Origin of the sequence: Enterobacter cloacae complex sp. 2015409, assembly GCF_041365315.1 — a bacterium.
Classification (GTDB): Bacteria; Pseudomonadota; Gammaproteobacteria; order Enterobacterales; family Enterobacteriaceae; genus Enterobacter; species Enterobacter pseudoroggenkampii.
In genome coordinates, this window is sequence record NZ_JBFTVM010000001.1 from 387,532 (window position 1) to 402,769 (window position 15,238).

The following is a 15,238-nucleotide window of genomic DNA, read 5'->3' on the forward strand; positions in this document are numbered from 1 at the left end:
TAGTCATATTAACTGCGGGTCAGTACGCGGCGTGCTTCGTTGTAGCGCTTCTTCCAGTACGGTTCATTCATGCTGGAAATGGTCACACCGCTGCTGGTGGAGGCATGTACGAACTGGTCGTTACCAATGTAGATGCCAACATGTCGACCTGTAGAACCGGCACGGAACAGGACTAAATCACCGGTGCGCAGTTTGGTACGTGAAATCGACTTGCCCATCTCCTGCTGTTCATAGGTTGAACGCGGAAGATCTAACCCAAATTGCTCACGGAACGTACGCTGTACAAAACCGGAACAATCAATACCTGTTTTTGTGCTGCCGCCAAGACGATAGCGCACGCCTTTCCAGTCAGCATACTGGTCCATAATGCGGGACTTCACGTCCAGATTACGTACCATATTTTCAAATTCATCCTGAGAGGCTTGCAGTGACGAGGAATCTTCCATTCCCACAACACGCGTCTCAGGATGCATATTCTTTGCGGTGTTCGATGTACTACATGCAGATAACAGTACCGCGACTGCTATCGCCGGGATCCCCCGTAAGATATATCTCAGAAACGGTTGAGATTTGACCATTTTGTTTATTATCCCTTGAAGTCCTTAACGACAAATATCGTTATAAAAATGCCAAACGTGACGAGACTAATTATCTGTTCACATTGAGACAATTCTTTCTGGTCACATTTGTGGCATAGCGCACAAAATTATTCACCATCGAAATAATTATCCCTATGGGGCAAAACGAGTTCGAGATTAACCGATTGCCAGGGGTATTGCGAGTAAAAAAAGCCTTTTTTTTATAAGAAAATGTGATACAGAAAGTAAAAATCCGTAATTGCTTAAAATGCGGTCAGAACCGAGGCTTTATCGCGCAATTGCTTCATTTTTATCATGAATGTGATGACAAGAATATGACACTGGGAAAAGATCGTGGCGGGAAGGCTATCAGGGATCATGTCGATCCCTGATAGCTCACGTTAATTTAGGTTAGTTATTTGTTCAATTATTGTTGCGTTTTACCGGGAAGGTAACGATCGAACAGCGCTATTATCCTGTCGCTCAGTGGGGTCATCAAACACCACGGCAGCGCAATCAGCGCAACGGAGAGCGAACCGACGGCAATATCGGTGAACCAGTGAGCGCCAATCATTACGCGCGGGAAGGCAAAAACCACAAAAATAATCAGGGCTATGGCAAACGCTTTTCTGCCGAAATAGCGAAGCATAATTGCGGAAAAAATAAGCAGCATCATGCCGTGATCGCCGGGGAAACTGTCCTTCGACGCATCTTTTGTTGGAATATGCAGCAGTTCACTCACGCGATAAATATCGGTGAAAAATAGCGTTGGGCTGGAGCGCTTAACCGGAATAATCGCGGTGGCCAGCTGGTTAATGACGACGGCAAATAGCAGCATCACCAGACCGATAATCAGAATACGCCGACGCCCGGCTTTGTCCTCTTTCAGCCAGAAAGAGAGCATCAGGCAGCCCATCGCCAGCAGCGAGAAGCCGTCGAAGGCGCGGTTGTTGGTAATTGCTACCAGCCACAGGAACGCGTTGCTCTTCACCAGCTCCTGGTTGAAGAAGTGGAAAATGGCAGAATCCAGCGGGAACCAGAAACCATGATCCGCCGGGATATACCAGGAGAAGAAAAGCGCCAGACCGGCGACATTAAGCAGTAATATCAGGGGAAATCGAGTTGTCATAACGTTCTGTATAGTGTGAAAACAGGGGCAACGTTAGCCGCCTGAACTTAAACGAATCCTCAACAGGCTGGACTGGAGGGCATTCCAGTCGGCGTTAACCGCACTAATTAACTCTATACGGCTGTCAGGCGGCGCCACATTTTGCGTTTCAATAAAGAAATCGTCGCCCTGACGGTTGATTCGCACCAGCCCGTCTGGCGTGCGCATGATCCCTTTCACGCGATCGACGGGCGCAAGTCGGGCCCACTCGAGGATCCCGATGGTGTGGAAAACGGTTTCAGCATCAAAAATCCACCCGCAGGCCTGATATCCCTGACCGCTGTTCAGGTTACGGCGCCAGCGCTGGTGCTCCGGCAGACTCAGGGCTGCCAGACCCTGCTTAACCGGATGACTGTGCGCATGCTCCGCGCTGGCGGGCAACGCGGTGAGGTTCAGACGTGGAAGGTCAAGCAGGGCGCTATCAATATTTCCCTGGGTGGCCTGCACCCGTGTGTGATTGCCGCCGAAATGCTGCCACCACGACTCCAGCGCGGCCTGGCTTTCAGCCGTGGCGCGATCGGCTTTATTCGCGACAATAACGTCAGCCGAGGCGAGCTGATCGCGGAAGTTCTCATTGGCCAGCGACTTGTCATCCAGAAGCTGACGCGGATCGAGCAGGCACAGGGTGGCGCGCAGATCGATCCACGGCTCGTAAACCGGGGCAGTCAGTAAATCGAGGATCTGCTTCGGGTGACCCAGCCCGGTGGGTTCAATCAGCAGGCGGTCAGGTTTGCCCTGACGCAGCAGGGTATTGAGCCCGACCTGCATCGGCAGGCCATTGACGCAGCACATGCACCCGCCGGGGATCTCTTTAATCATTGCGCCGCTGGATGACAGCAACGCACCGTCAATGCCCACCTCGCCAAATTCATTGACCAGCACGGCCCATTTCTCGGCTGGATCTTTATTTGCCAGCAGATGGAGAATTGAGGTGGTTTTACCGCTGCCGAGAAAACCGGTGATGAGGTTGGTTTTGGTCACGTGCGCTCCGGATGAGAATGGTGATGCTATAACACTATTCTCTATCCTGGCGAAAAATGTGCCCTGTGAGAAGGGGAAGGGCGAACGGAGACCTCATCCGTTCGCATTAAACGCAATAATCGTTAAAGATTTAACGTTTCGATAACAGCCTGACGCGCGCCGTGGCGGGTAATGCGCTGGTATGCCTGGCTGACAGCCTTCACAAACACGCTGTTTTGCGCGAGATCGTGACCAAAGACCTCGCTCAGCCCCAGCAGCGCGTTGACGCGGTCAGCGTCGCTGCTGGCGTTAACAATCTTGCGGATTTTATCGCTAAGGGGATCGCGCACGTCAATCGCGTTTCCGCGCTCGTCGGTGCCGCTGACGTAGCGTATCCAGCCGGCCACGCCCAGGGCCAGCAGTGACCACGGTGTTTTTCGCTCAAGGTGAACGCGGATCCCGTCCAGCATTCTTTGCGGAAGTTTCTGGCTACCGTCCATCGCGATTTGCCAGGTCCGATGCTGGAGGGCCGGGTTGGCAAAGCGCTCCAGCAGGCTATCGGCGTAGGCGGTGAGGTCGACATCCTTAATGCGTAATGTTGGGGCCTGCTCGTCCAGCATGAGCCGACGGGCGGCTTCACGGAACGCCGCGTCCTCCATGCATTCATTTATATGGGCGTAGCCGGCGAGGTACCCCAGATACGCCAGGAAAGAGTGGCTGCCGTTGAGCATGCGCAATTTCATCTGCTCCCACGGCAGAACATCCTGCACCATCTGGACACCCGCGACTTCCCACTCGGGACGTCCGGTGACAAAATTATCTTCCACCACCCACTGAATAAATGGTTCACAGCTTATGGCGCACGGATCTTCAACGCCCAGCACGTCGGTGATTTCTGCCAGTGAGGCTTCCGTCGCGGCGGGAACAATTCTGTCGACCATCGTCCCCGGGAAGCTCACGTGGCTATCAATCCATTCACACAATTCCGCGGAACGCTTTTGCGCCATGCCCAGCACCGCGTTTTTCACCACGTGCCCGTTATCAGGGATATTGTCACACGAGAGCACGGTAAACGCTGGCAAGCCGCGCTCGCGGCGGCGGTGGAGCGCTTCGACCAGGATCCCGGGGGCGGAATGTGGCTCAGCGGGGTTTTCAAGGTCATGGATGATGCGCGCGTTATGTAGATCGAGTTTCCCGGTCGCGGGATCGATGCAGTAGCCTTTTTCCGTGATGGTGAGCGATACAATCGCGACCTGAGGCTCACAAAATTTCTCAATAATGGCGGGCAGAGAGTCCAGCTTTGCGTTCAGGCATTCATGGACGGCACCGACGATAATCGCCTCATTGCCTTCTGCACCTTTCTCCAGCACGGTGAACAGGTGATCCTGCGCGCGCAGCTGGCTCATCAGCACGTCGCCGCTGAAGAGGCTAATCTCACAAATTCCCCAGTCGCCGCCTTTTTCATTCAGCACCCGATTTGTTAACAATGCCTGGTGCGCACGGTGAAACGCGCCAAAGCCAAAGTGGACGATGCGGGAGCGTAATTGCGTGCGATCGTAGCGCGGTTGCTGCACCCGGGCAGGAAGGGCGGTGGAGGCAATTGTCTTCATGAGGTACACACCTGATTAACCATTAATTAACAATGCCAGTGTAAAGTTATATGACAGCAAATAAAATTGGTGAGCCGTAAATATCCCCATTCTGTGAGTTTGATCAATCAATGTGTGGCGGTATGTTGACCCTTAGCAGCAAACATGTATGGTAGTCGTCATTGCAGTAACGCATATTGGTATAACAACTTAAGAGGGTGAGGCAATGGAACAAACCTGGCGTTGGTACGGGCCGAACGATCCGGTTTCTCTTGATGATGTGCGCCAGGCTGGCGCAACGGGTGTCGTCACGGCGCTGCATCATATTCCAAACGGTCAGGTCTGGCCGATAGAGGAAATTCAACAGCGTCAGGCGCTGCTGGCGGAGAAGGGGTTAACCTGGTCTGTGGTGGAAAGCATCCCGGTTCATGAAGACATTAAAACCCATTCAGGGGAATACCAGACCTGGATTGCTAACTATCAGCAGAGCATTCGCAACCTGGCGACCTGCGGCATTGATACGGTCTGCTATAACTTCATGCCTATCCTCGACTGGACGCGAACCGACCTTGAATATCAGATGCCGGACGGCTCGAAAGCGCTGCGTTTCGATCAGATTGCCTTTGCGGCATTCGAACTGCACATTCTGAAACGCCCTGGCGCCGAAGCGGATTACACCGCGGAAGAGCAGCAGCAGGCGCGCGCGTGGTTTAACGCTGCCAGTGACGCGGACATCGAAAAGTTGACCCGTAATATTATTGCGGGCCTGCCTGGGGCCGAAGAGGGGTATACGCTGGATCAGTTCCGCGCGCGTCTGGCGGAATACGGTGATATTGATAAGCAGCAGCTGCGTGAAAACATGGCGTATTTCCTGCGCGCTATCGTGCCGGTTGCGGAAGAAGTAGGGGTTCGCCTGGCCGTACATCCGGACGATCCACCGCGTCCAATCCTCGGCCTGCCGCGTATCGTGTCCACGATTGAAGATATGCAGTGGCTGAAAGAGACGGTAAACAGCATTTACAACGGTTTTACCATGTGTACCGGCTCCTACGGCGTGCGTGCGGATAACGACCTGGTGCGGATGATTGAAGCCTTCGGCGATCGTATCCACTTCACGCATCTGCGCGCGACCTGCCGCGAAGAGAATCCAAAAACCTTCCACGAGGCGGCGCACCTGGGCGGCGATGTGAATATGGTGGCGGTGGTAGACGCCATTCTGGCGGAAGAGGCGCGTCGTAAGCAGGCGGGCGATGTGCGTCCTATTCCGTTCCGCCCTGACCACGGTCACCAGATGCTGGACGATCTGCGTAAGAAAACCAACCCGGGCTATTCGGCGATTGGCCGTCTTAAAGGCATGGCGGAAGTGCGCGGCGTTGAGCTGGCGCTGAAGATGACGAAGTATCCGGAGCTTCTGTAGCCTGAATTGCTACAATAAAAAAACCGGCCTGAGAGCCGGTTTTTGTGTTTTTGTAGGTCGGGTAAGGCGAAGCCGCCACCCGACAAACGCCGCAATCAGTCAGCGCGACCCATATAGCGTTTTTCTTCGATATGGATGCGGATTTTCTCGCCAGCGGAGAGGTATTCCGGTACCTGCACAACCAGGCCGGTCGTCAGGGTAGCCGGTTTGTTGCGGGCACTGGCGGATGCGCCTTTGATGCCAGGCGCCGTTTCAACGATTTCCAGATCGACGGTCTGAGGCAGTTCCAGCGCCAGCAGCACGCCGTCCCAGGTCAGAACCTGCATGTCAGGCATGCCGCCTTCAGGGATAAACAGCAGCTCTTCTTCAATCTGATCTTTGGTGAAGATGTACGGGGTGTAATCTTCTTTATCCATGAACACGTATTCGTTGCCGTCGATGTAGGAGAAATCAACATAGCGACGGGTCAGGGTCACGGTATCGACGATATCGTCACCTTTAAAGCGCTCTTCCACTTTCAGGCCGGTACGCACATCGGCGAAACGCATTTTGTACAGCGTTGCTGCACCACGGGCGCTCGGGGCCTGAATGTCGATATCTTTCACAATCAGCAGTTTGCCGTTGTAATTCAGCACCATACCTTTCTTAATTTCGTTCGCTCTTGGCATTGCAGTAATCCTGTTTACGGGAGGTAAAAAATATCGCGCCAAATTACTCGCGCGCGGCCTTTCAGGCAAGAGGAATTCGTGGCTTTTGCTATCAATACGCAAAAGGTGTTACTGTGCGCGCGATGCCCGACTCGCGGGCGATCGTCAGCGAAAGAGAGCATTTATGGATTGCCGTCCCGATTGTGGCGCGTGCTGTACTGCACCGTCCATTTCAAGCCCCATTCCAGGAATGCCCGAGGGCAAGCCTGCCAATACCCGCTGCGTTCAGCTCTCGGAAACGAACCTGTGCATGCTCTTTGGCTCACCGTTGCGCCCGAAAGTCTGCTCCGGGCTTCAGCCCGCTGCCGAAATGTGCGGCAGCACGCGAGAGCAGGCGATGACGTACCTTCTTGAACTTGAAACGCTCACCGCGCCTTAAACGTCTTTAATTCTCGCCAGGCAGCCCATCGTCAGCGTACACATCACCAGCGCAATCCAGAACACCGTGTGATAGTTCCAGATTTCGGCCACGACACCGGCCATTGAGCCCGCGATAATCCAGCCCACGCGGGTGGTATTAGTATAAAGGGTGGTGGCTGAGCCTGCCTGACCCGGCATCAGATCCTGGAAATAGAGCATGCCTATCCCGGCGAGAATGCCAATATAGATGGCGTTCAGCAGCTGTAACGCCAGCAACAGCCCTGGCGTATGTACCGTCAGCATACCGATATAAAACAGCAGACCGGCGACAGCGGCGATGCGCATTAAAAACCGCTTTCCGAAGCGCTTAGCGTAATAGCCCGCGATGAGCATCGTCGGGATCTCAAGCCCGGCCGCGGTGCCCATCATGATGCCCGCCAGTTTCTCCGACAGGTGCAGTTCATTAATAATAAACAGCGGCATATTGATGATATACAGGCTGTTGGTGCCCCACATCAGCGTGCAGATAACAAACAGGAGCAGGGCATCGCGGCGGTTACGGCGCGGCGCTTCCAGCACGCCCGTTGCCACTTTGGGCTCTTTGCGCATGGACGGCAGGAAGAACCACACCAGCGCGCCGCATGCCACAAACGCAACGGCCGCACTCAGGTACATCACCGTAAAGCCAAAACCCATCGCCAGCGCGTAGGCCAGCGGCGGACCAATCACCCATGCCAGCGATACCTGCGCACGCAGGACAGAGCTGAACATCACCGCTTCACGGCCGGTATGGTCGGCGTGTTCGCGGGCAAGGGCGAACAGCTGCGGGTTTGCCGTCGAGCCAAAGCTGCTCAGAAATACCCCGACGAAGAGCAGAATGAAATAGTTGCGGTTCCAGGCAAACAGAACGCAGGCCATGACCCCCAGCAGACAGCAGAAAACGATCAGGCTTTTACGATCGCCTTTTCTGTCGGATCGCCCCGCCAGAAACTGACTGACCAGGATGCCGATGATGGCGCTTCCGGTAAAAAAGAAGCCTACCATCGCCGGACGGACGTGAACCTCATTTGTGAGGAATAAGCTCAATGTCGGCGTCTGTAACGCACCGGCAATGCCCGTGAAGAAGGCAACAACGAGGAATGCCGCAGAGGTCAAATCAAAGGGCTTCGGCGAGACCGCCGCAGGGGTGTTATGCATGTTTTATAATTAGCGAGTAGCAGAGAGGGGCGGAGTTTACGCCGTCAACTAAAAAATAAACAGTGGGTGCGGTCAATGATGCCACGAAAAATCAAAATGGCATTTCAACTTACCTCTCACCCGGCTGACCTTAGCTGAAACTGGCTTGCTGAACTTCAGCAAAATTCAGCTGAACGAAGAAGAAATGTGCTGTATCTCTAAATTCTGAGATCGGAAATACGAGTTTACTTGCAAGACATTGCAGAAAGCGCAAGACTTTTTGAAACGTTTCAGCGCTATCTTGTTTTAACAAACGGAGCAGGCTAGCGCATTTTTTCTCATTAAAGCTGAAACGATTCAAGTTCAGCAGGAGTGGAGAACCATGTTCCAGTTATCTGTTCAGGATATCCACCCGGGCGCTCAGGCCGGGGATAAAGAAGAGGCTATTCGCCAGGTTGCCGCTGCGCTCGTGCAGGCGGGTAACGTCGCGGACGGCTATGTCAACGGCATGCTGGCGCGCGAGCAGCAGACCTCAACCTTCCTCGGCAATGGCATTGCCATTCCGCACGGCACCACCGATACCCGCGATCAGGTGTTGAAAACCGGCGTTAAGGTTTATCAGTTCCCGCAGGGCGTGCTCTGGGGCGACGGTCAGGTGGCCTATGTGGCTATCGGTATCGCGGCCAGCAGCGACGAACACCTAGGCCTGCTGCGTCAGCTGACGCATGTCCTGAGCGATGACGATGTGGCTGAACAGCTTAAGTCCGCAACCACAGCTGAAGAGCTGCGTGCGTTGCTGATGGGCGAAAAACAGAGCGAAGCGCTGAAACTGGATAATGAAACGCTGACGCTGGATGTGGTTGCCTCCGATCTGGTGACGCTGCAGGCGCTGAACGCGGGCCGTCTGAAAGAAGCCGGCGCGGCGGATGCCACGTTTGTGACGCGCGTGATTAACGATAAGCCGTTGAACCTTGGTCAGGGTATCTGGCTGAACGACAGTGCTGAAGGCAACCTGCGCAGCGCTATCGCCGTGAGCCGCGCGGCCAATGCGTTTGACGTAGAAGGCGAGCCTGCAGCCATGCTGGTGACCGTGGCGATGAACGATGAACAGCCGGTTTCCGTGCTGAAGCGTCTGGGCGATCTGCTGCTGAACAACAAAGCTGAAAAACTGCTGAACGCTGATGCCTCCACCGTGCTGGCGCTGCTGACCAGTGATGATGCGCCGACTGAAGACGTGCAGACCGCTGAGTTCGTGGTACGTAACGAGCACGGCCTGCATGCCCGTCCGGGCACCATGCTGGTGAATACCATTAAACAATTCGAGAGTGAGATCACCGTGGCGAATCTTGATGGCACGGGCAAACCGGCCAACGGCCGTAGTCTGATGAAAGTTGTCGCGCTGGGCGTGAAGAAAGGGCACCGTCTGCGTTTCACCGCACAGGGTGCTGATGCTGAACAGGCGCTGAAAGCGATTGGCGACGCCATCGCGGCGGGTCTGGGGGAGGGCGCATAATGAGCAGACGTGTTGCGACTATTACGCTGAACCCGGCTTATGACCTGGTAGGATTTTGCCCGGAAATTGAGCGCGGCGAAGTCAACCTCGTGCGTACCACTGGCCTGCATGCTGCGGGTAAAGGGATTAACGTCGCGAAAGTGCTCAAGGATCTCGGTATCGACGTCACCGTAGGTGGATTCCTCGGTAAAGATAACCAGGATGGTTTCCAGCAGCTGTTCAGCGAGCTGGGCATTGCCAACCGTTTTCAGGTTGTTCAGGGCCGTACCCGTATCAACGTTAAGCTGACGGAGAAAGACGGTGAAGTGACTGACCTGAACTTCTCTGGCTTCGAAGTGACGCCGTCAGACTGGGAGCGTTTTGTGAACGATTCTCTGACCTGGCTCGGTCAGTTTGACATGGTCTGCGTCAGCGGCAGCCTGCCGTCCGGCGTGAGCCCGGAAGCGTTTACCGACTGGATGACGCGCCTGCGCAGCCAGTGCCCGTGCATCATTTTTGACAGCAGCCGCGATGCGCTGGTTGCGGGCCTGAAAGCCTCGCCGTGGCTGGTGAAGCCGAATCGCCGCGAGCTGGAGATCTGGGCGGGTCGTAAGCTGCCAGAATTAAAAGATGTAATTGACGCTGCCCATGCGCTGCGCGAGCAGGGTATCGCTCACGTGGTGATCTCGCTTGGTGCAGAAGGCGCGTTGTGGGTTAACGCGTCTGGCGAATGGATCGCCAAACCGCCGTCAATGGAAGTTGTGAGTACCGTTGGCGCAGGGGATTCCATGGTTGGCGGCCTGATTTATGGTCTGCTGATGCGTGAATCCAGTGAACATACTTTACGTCTTGCCACTGCCGTTGCTGCCCTGGCCGTCAGCCAGAGCAATGTCGGTATTACCGATCGTACCCAGTTAGCCGCGATGATGGCGCGCGTTGACTTAAAACCTTTTAACTAACAGCAGGAGAGGAATAATGAAAACGCTGCTGATCATTGACTCCGGTCTCGGACAGGCTCGCGCCTATATGGCGAAGACCTTGCTGGGCGCGGCGGCACAAAAAGCACATCTGGAGATTATCGATAATCCAGGCGATGCAGAACTGGCCATTGTACTGGGCGACAAAATCCCGGCTGACAGTGCGCTGAACGGCAAAAAAGTGTGGCTGGGCGATATTAATCGCGCGGTGGCACACCCGGAACTGTTCCTGAGCGAAGCGAAAGGTCACGCGTCTGTCTACAGCGCGCCTGTCGCAGCGGCACCGGCTGCGGCCACGGGTCCAAAACGCGTTGTTGCGGTGACGGCCTGCCCGACGGGGGTGGCTCACACCTTTATGGCGGCTGAAGCCATTGAAACCGAAGCGAAAAAACGCGGCTGGTGGGTAAAAGTTGAAACGCGCGGCTCCGTAGGTGCCGGCAACGCTATCACCCCAGAAGAAGTGGCTGAGGCCGATCTGGTGATCGTGGCGGCGGATATCGAAGTGGACCTGGCGAAATTTGCCGGTAAGCCAATGTACCGTACATCTACCGGCCTGGCGCTGAAAAAGACCGCGCAGGAGTTTGATAAAGCGCTGGTAGAAGCGAAGCCGTATCAGGCAACCGGCGCGCGTCAAACCGCGACAGAAGGTAAGAAAGAGTCTGCGGGCGCCTATCGCCATCTGCTGACCGGCGTGTCTTACATGCTGCCGATGGTGGTGGCGGGTGGTCTGTGTATCGCTCTCTCGTTCGCGTTTGGTATCACCGCGTTTAAAGAACAAGGGACGCTGGCGGCTGCGCTGATGCAGATCGGCGGTGGCTCAGCCTTCGCTCTGATGGTGCCGGTACTGGCGGGCTTTATTGCCTTCTCCATCGCTGACCGTCCTGGCCTGACGCCGGGCCTTATCGGCGGTATGCTGGCCGTGAGTACCGGTTCCGGCTTTATCGGCGGGATTATCGCGGGCTTCCTGGCCGGTTACGTCGCGAAGCTCATCAGCTCGAAGCTCAAGCTGCCGCAGAGTATGGAAGCGCTGAAACCGATTCTGATCATCCCGCTGATTTCCAGCCTGGTGGTCGGTCTGGCGATGATTTACCTGATTGGTAAGCCGGTTGCGGGCATCCTGGCGGGTCTGACCCACTGGCTGCAAACCATGGGTACCGCGAACGCGGTTCTGCTGGGTGCAATCCTCGGCGGCATGATGTGTACCGACATGGGTGGTCCGGTGAACAAAGCGGCTTACGCCTTTGGTGTTGGCCTGCTGAGTACCCAGACCTACGCGCCAATGGCGGCGATCATGGCGGCCGGTATGGTGCCTCCTCTGGCTCTCGGCCTGGCGACGATTATTGCCCGTCGTAAGTTCGATAAAGCACAGCAGGAAGGGGGCAAAGCGGCGCTGGTGCTGGGTCTGTGCTTCATCACCGAAGGGGCGATTCCGTTCGCGGCCCGTGACCCAATGCGTGTACTGCCTTGCTGTATCGCGGGTGGCGCGGTAACGGGGGCAATCTCCATGGCGATTGGCGCGAAGCTGATGGCACCACACGGCGGTCTGTTCGTGCTGCTGATCCCTGGCGCTATCACGCCGGTGCTGGGCTACCTGCTGGCCATCGTTGCCGGTACGCTGGTGGCGGGTCTCTCTTACGCGGTGCTGAAACGTCCGGAAGCGGAAGTCGTGGCAAAAGCAGCGTAAGCGATAAACAACAAAAAAGCCGGGTTGCATTACGCACCCGGCTTTTTTTATGCCGCCTGTTCAGCGGTTTGCTGTGCCTTCAGCCAGGCAATCTCTTCTGCCCAGATATCCGGATTGATGGTTTCCAGCACCATCGGAATACCGTCGAAGCGGGCGTCCTGCATAATGAAGCGGAACGCATCGTGGCCGATGTTGCCTTCGCCGAGGCTGTGGTGGCGGTCAACGCGGCTGCCAAAGGCGCTTTTCGCATCGTTTAAGTGCATGCCGCGCAGGTACTTAAAGCCCACAATGCGCTCGAACTCATCAAACGTGTTTTTCGTTGCCTCGGTTGTGCGCAGGTCATAGCCGGCGGCAAACGCGTGGCAGGTATCAATGCACACGCCAACGCGGGATTTATCCTCCACGCCGTCGATAATCGCCGCCAGATGTTCGAACCTGAAGCCGAGGTTGCTGCCCTGACCGGCGGTATTCTCAATCACCGCGGTGACGCCTTTGGTCTTGTCCAGGGTGATGTTGATGGACTCGGCAATGCGCGCCAGGCAGGCATCTTCGTCGATCTGCATCAGATGGCTGCCCGGATGGAAGTTCAGCAGCGTCAGCCCCAGCTGTTCGCAGCGCTGTACTTCATCAAGAAACGCCTCGCGGGATTTTTCCAGCGCCTCTTCAACCGGGTGACCGAGGTTGATCAGGTAGCTGTCGTGGGGAAGGATTTGGCCTGGCCCGTAGTGGTACTTCTCACAGGCAGCCTTGAAATCATCAATCACTTCAGCGGTGAGCGCTGCGGCGCGCCACTGGCGCTGGTTTTTGGTGAACAGGGCGAAAGCGGTCGCCTCGATTTCGGCGGCGCGAATGGCGGCATTTGCAAGGCCACCTGCAGCGCTGACGTGCGCTCCAACATATTTCATATAAAAACTCCTGCTAACCCGAAACGCTTATGATAGCGGGTTAGCAGGAGAAGGACGAGATGGTTTATGCCATCAGGCTGTGCACCGCGAGGTTAATGGCACCGCCGCCGACAATCAGCCAGATGAAGAGCACCAGCGCCATCAGCAGCGGTTTCGCACCGGCTTTTTTCAGCGCGCTGACGTGTGTGGTCACCCCCAGCGCCGCCATGGCCATCGCCAGCAGCACGGTATCCAGCGTTACCAGCATATCGACAACGGCTTTCGGCAGCAGGTGGAAGGAGTTAAAGATAGCGACCACGATGAACAGGATCGCAAACCACGGAATGGTGATTTTGCTCTTCTGGTTACTGTCTGCCGGTGCCAGTTGCTTAACCCGAGCGGCCAGGAAAATCAGGAACGGGGCCAGCATCATCACGCGCAGCATTTTGGCAATCACCGCTGCGTTTTCGGCGTCCGGGTTAATGGCGTGTCCTGCCGCGACCACCTGAGCCACTTCGTGCATGGTCGAACCGATGTAGATGCCGTAGGTTTCCGGGCTAAACCAGTGGGCAACCAGCGGATACATGGCCGGGTAGAGGAAAATCGCCAGCGTACCGAAGATCACCACCGTCGCTACCGCCACGGTCACCTTGCTGGCTTCGGCTTTAACGACGGGTTCTGTTGCCAGCACCGCCGCGGCTCCACAAATACTGCTCCCGGCACCGATCAGCCAGATGGTTTGCTTATCCAGGCCAAAGACTTTCTGGCCGATAAAGCAGGCCAGCAAAAAGGTGCTGGTCAGGGTCAGGACATCGATGGCGATTCCGCTTACGCCCACATCCGCAATCTGCGAAAAGGTGAGACGGAAGCCGTAAAGGATGATCCCGAGACGCAGCAGGTGCTGTTTGGCAAAGATCACGCCGCCGTCGCAGGATTTCCAGATATGTGGGTAAACGGTATTTCCCACGACCATGCCGAGCAAAATGGCCAGCGTCAACGCGCTAAAACCCGCGCCTGCGATAGCCGGGATGCTGCCGCCCCATAATGCTACGGCGGTCACTGCTGCGCTAAGCGCGAGGCCCGGCACGAAGTGCCACACTGTACGATGATGTTGTAAGGTGATTTCTGACATAACCTTCTCCTTTGTCTGGCTAAAGGTTACGGCGCTCTGGCTTAAAAATAAAATTGATTATATACTTATAATCAATCTATATAAGTGGTAAGCAACCATGCACATTACATTGCGTCAGCTGGAAGTGTTTGCCGAGGTGCTGAAAAGCGGCTCGACGACCCAGGCGTCACAAATGCTGGCGCTTTCGCAGTCTGCGGTCAGCGCGGCGTTGACCGATCTTGAAGGACAGCTGGGCGTTCAGCTTTTCGACAGGGTAGGGAAGCGGCTTGTGGTGAACGAGCACGGCCGTCTTCTTTATCCGCGCGCGCTGGCGCTGCTGGAGCAGGCTATCGAAATCGAGCAGCTGTTCCGCGAAGACAACGGTGCGATCCGCGTCTATGCCAGCAGCACCATCGGGAACTACATCCTGCCGGAAGTGATTGCCCGCTACCGCCGGGATTTCCCGACTCTGCCGCTGGAGATGAGCGTGGGCAATAGCCAGGACGTCATCAACGCGGTGATCGATTTCCGCGTGGATATTGGACTCATCGAAGGACCCTGCCATAACGTCGATATCATTGCCGAGCCCTGGCTGGAAGATGAGCTGGTGGTGTTTGCGTCCCCGGCCTCGTCGTTATTGCAGGGCGAGGTGACGCTGGAGCGCCTGGCGCAGGCGCAGTGGATCCTGCGCGAACAGGGCTCCGGCACGCGTGAAATTGTCGATTATCTGCTGCTTTCCCATCTGCCGCATTTCCAGTTAGGGATGGAGCTGGGGAACTCTGAGGCCATCAAGCACGCGGTGCGTCATGGCCTGGGGATCAGCTGTCTTTCCCGGCGCGTCATTGCCGAACAGCTTGAAACGGGGTCGCTGGTTGAAATCCCGGTTCCATTGCCGAAGCTGGTGCGCACGCTGTGGTGCATTCATCATCGTCAGAAACACCTTTCCAGCTCGCTGCAGCGTTTTCTGCGCTATTGCGAGATGTAATCTTCCCCTCATCCTGCCCTCTCCCCAAAGGGGAGAGGGAAAAATTATGCTTTACTTATAATCCTGGCCGAGTCATGAAGCTCTCTTATAACTGAGTATTTCTGCCGGAAGGAACGCGGATCGTCTGCTACAATCGCGCCTCATTTATTA

At 55.8% G+C, this 15,238-nt stretch carries 14 protein-coding genes; 6 read left to right on the forward strand and 8 right to left on the reverse strand.

All coding sequences use genetic code 11. The annotated features are described in order from the left end of the window. Positions 1-8 precede the first annotated feature (8 nt). From mepS to ACDO57_RS01780, 4 genes are all read right to left on the reverse strand, one after another. Entirely contained in the window at positions 9-578 is a 570-nt protein-coding gene (gene mepS, locus ACDO57_RS01765) for a bifunctional murein DD-endopeptidase/murein LD-carboxypeptidase (protein WP_008500946.1), read from the reverse strand. Positions 579-1,005: 427 nt separating this feature from the next. After that, complete coding sequence (locus ACDO57_RS01770) at positions 1,006-1,707, reverse strand: phosphatase PAP2 family protein (RefSeq protein ID WP_032645294.1); 702 nt, start codon at positions 1,705-1,707, stop codon at positions 1,006-1,008. A gap of 33 nt (positions 1,708-1,740) precedes the next feature. Continuing rightward, on the reverse strand, positions 1,741-2,727 hold the full coding sequence (locus ACDO57_RS01775; RefSeq protein ID WP_370883450.1) for a GTP-binding protein: 987 nt from the start codon (positions 2,725-2,727) through the stop codon (positions 1,741-1,743). A gap of 122 nt (positions 2,728-2,849) precedes the next feature. After that, on the reverse strand, positions 2,850-4,316 hold the full coding sequence (locus tag ACDO57_RS01780; protein ID WP_370883451.1) for a mannitol dehydrogenase family protein: 1,467 nt from the start codon (positions 4,314-4,316) through the stop codon (positions 2,850-2,852). Between the two features lie 205 nt (positions 4,317-4,521). Between ACDO57_RS01780 and uxuA the strand changes: the two genes are divergently transcribed. Then, positions 4,522-5,712: a mannonate dehydratase gene (gene uxuA / locus ACDO57_RS01785; RefSeq protein ID WP_370883452.1), complete on the forward strand. Its 1,191-nt coding sequence runs from the start codon at positions 4,522-4,524 to the stop codon at positions 5,710-5,712. A gap of 95 nt (positions 5,713-5,807) precedes the next feature. Here the strand turns inward: uxuA and yeiP are convergent, their stop codons facing one another. Then, on the reverse strand, positions 5,808-6,380 hold the full coding sequence (gene yeiP, locus ACDO57_RS01790; protein ID WP_008500940.1) for an elongation factor P-like protein YeiP: 573 nt from the start codon (positions 6,378-6,380) through the stop codon (positions 5,808-5,810). Positions 6,381-6,543: 163 nt separating this feature from the next. On the opposite strand from yeiP, the gene ACDO57_RS01795 reads away from it, so the two are divergent. Then, positions 6,544-6,798: a YkgJ family cysteine cluster protein gene (locus tag ACDO57_RS01795; protein WP_370883453.1), complete on the forward strand. Its 255-nt coding sequence runs from the start codon at positions 6,544-6,546 to the stop codon at positions 6,796-6,798. Here ACDO57_RS01795 and setB read toward each other — a convergent pair. Continuing rightward, the gene (setB, locus tag ACDO57_RS01800) at positions 6,795-7,976 is read right to left on the reverse strand and encodes a sugar efflux transporter SetB (protein WP_370883454.1); all 1,182 of its coding nucleotides are present in this window, start codon (positions 7,974-7,976) and stop codon (positions 6,795-6,797) included. The two genes, ACDO57_RS01795 and setB, sit on opposite strands and share 4 nt — an antisense overlap. A 361-nt stretch (positions 7,977-8,337) precedes the next feature. Between setB and fruB the strand changes: the two genes are divergently transcribed. From fruB to fruA, 3 genes are read left to right on the forward strand one after another with little or no spacing between them, the layout of a single operon-like run. After that, on the forward strand, positions 8,338-9,468 hold the full coding sequence (gene fruB / locus ACDO57_RS01805; RefSeq protein WP_032646567.1) for a fused PTS fructose transporter subunit IIA/HPr protein: 1,131 nt from the start codon (positions 8,338-8,340) through the stop codon (positions 9,466-9,468). Next, a complete protein-coding gene (gene fruK, locus ACDO57_RS01810) occupies positions 9,468-10,406 on the forward strand; it encodes a 1-phosphofructokinase (RefSeq protein ID WP_008500936.1) in 939 nt (312 codons plus the stop codon). The genes fruB and fruK overlap by 1 nt, the downstream gene beginning before the upstream one ends. Before the next feature lie 16 nt (positions 10,407-10,422). After that, on the forward strand, positions 10,423-12,108 hold the full coding sequence (gene fruA, locus ACDO57_RS01815; protein ID WP_370883455.1) for a PTS fructose transporter subunit IIBC: 1,686 nt from the start codon (positions 10,423-10,425) through the stop codon (positions 12,106-12,108). A 47-nt stretch (positions 12,109-12,155) separates the two neighbouring features. Here the strand turns inward: fruA and nfo are convergent, their stop codons facing one another. Both nfo and ACDO57_RS01825 read right to left on the reverse strand, forming a co-directional pair. Continuing rightward, positions 12,156-13,013, reverse strand: a complete 858-nt coding sequence (nfo, locus tag ACDO57_RS01820) for a deoxyribonuclease IV (RefSeq protein WP_024908173.1) — start codon at positions 13,011-13,013, stop codon at positions 12,156-12,158. Between the two features lie 64 nt (positions 13,014-13,077). Next, positions 13,078-14,124 carry a YeiH family protein gene (locus ACDO57_RS01825; RefSeq protein WP_370883456.1) on the reverse strand — a complete coding sequence of 349 codons (1,047 nt, stop codon included), beginning with the start codon at positions 14,122-14,124 and terminating at the stop codon, positions 13,078-13,080. A 97-nt stretch (positions 14,125-14,221) separates the two neighbouring features. Between ACDO57_RS01825 and yieE the strand changes: the two genes are divergently transcribed. After that, positions 14,222-15,088: a DNA-binding transcriptional regulator YeiE gene (yieE, locus tag ACDO57_RS01830; protein WP_024908171.1), complete on the forward strand. Its 867-nt coding sequence runs from the start codon at positions 14,222-14,224 to the stop codon at positions 15,086-15,088. Positions 15,089-15,238 lie beyond the last annotated feature (150 nt).

What these genes read in the sequence shown, in the direction of transcription:
- mepS (WP_008500946.1), bottom strand. Translation starts at nt 578, where the DNA reads ATGGTCAAATCTCAACCGTTTCTGAGATATATCTTACGGGGGATCCCG.
- ACDO57_RS01770 (WP_032645294.1), bottom strand. Translation starts at nt 1,707, where the DNA reads ATGACAACTCGATTTCCCCTGATATTACTGCTTAATGTCGCCGGTCTG.
- ACDO57_RS01780 (WP_370883451.1), bottom strand. Translation starts at nt 4,316, where the DNA reads ATGAAGACAATTGCCTCCACCGCCCTTCCTGCCCGGGTGCAGCAACCG.
- uxuA (WP_370883452.1), top strand. Translation starts at nt 4,522, where the DNA reads ATGGAACAAACCTGGCGTTGGTACGGGCCGAACGATCCGGTTTCTCTT.
- yeiP (WP_008500940.1), bottom strand. Translation starts at nt 6,380, where the DNA reads ATGCCAAGAGCGAACGAAATTAAGAAAGGTATGGTGCTGAATTACAAC.
- ACDO57_RS01795 (WP_370883453.1), top strand. Translation starts at nt 6,544, where the DNA reads ATGGATTGCCGTCCCGATTGTGGCGCGTGCTGTACTGCACCGTCCATT.
- setB (WP_370883454.1), bottom strand. Translation starts at nt 7,976, where the DNA reads ATGCATAACACCCCTGCGGCGGTCTCGCCGAAGCCCTTTGATTTGACC.
- fruB (WP_032646567.1), top strand. Translation starts at nt 8,338, where the DNA reads ATGTTCCAGTTATCTGTTCAGGATATCCACCCGGGCGCTCAGGCCGGG.
- fruK (WP_008500936.1), top strand. Translation starts at nt 9,468, where the DNA reads ATGAGCAGACGTGTTGCGACTATTACGCTGAACCCGGCTTATGACCTG.
- fruA (WP_370883455.1), top strand. Translation starts at nt 10,423, where the DNA reads ATGAAAACGCTGCTGATCATTGACTCCGGTCTCGGACAGGCTCGCGCC.
- nfo (WP_024908173.1), bottom strand. Translation starts at nt 13,013, where the DNA reads ATGAAATATGTTGGAGCGCACGTCAGCGCTGCAGGTGGCCTTGCAAAT.
- ACDO57_RS01825 (WP_370883456.1), bottom strand. Translation starts at nt 14,124, where the DNA reads ATGTCAGAAATCACCTTACAACATCATCGTACAGTGTGGCACTTCGTG.
- yieE (WP_024908171.1), top strand. Translation starts at nt 14,222, where the DNA reads ATGCACATTACATTGCGTCAGCTGGAAGTGTTTGCCGAGGTGCTGAAA.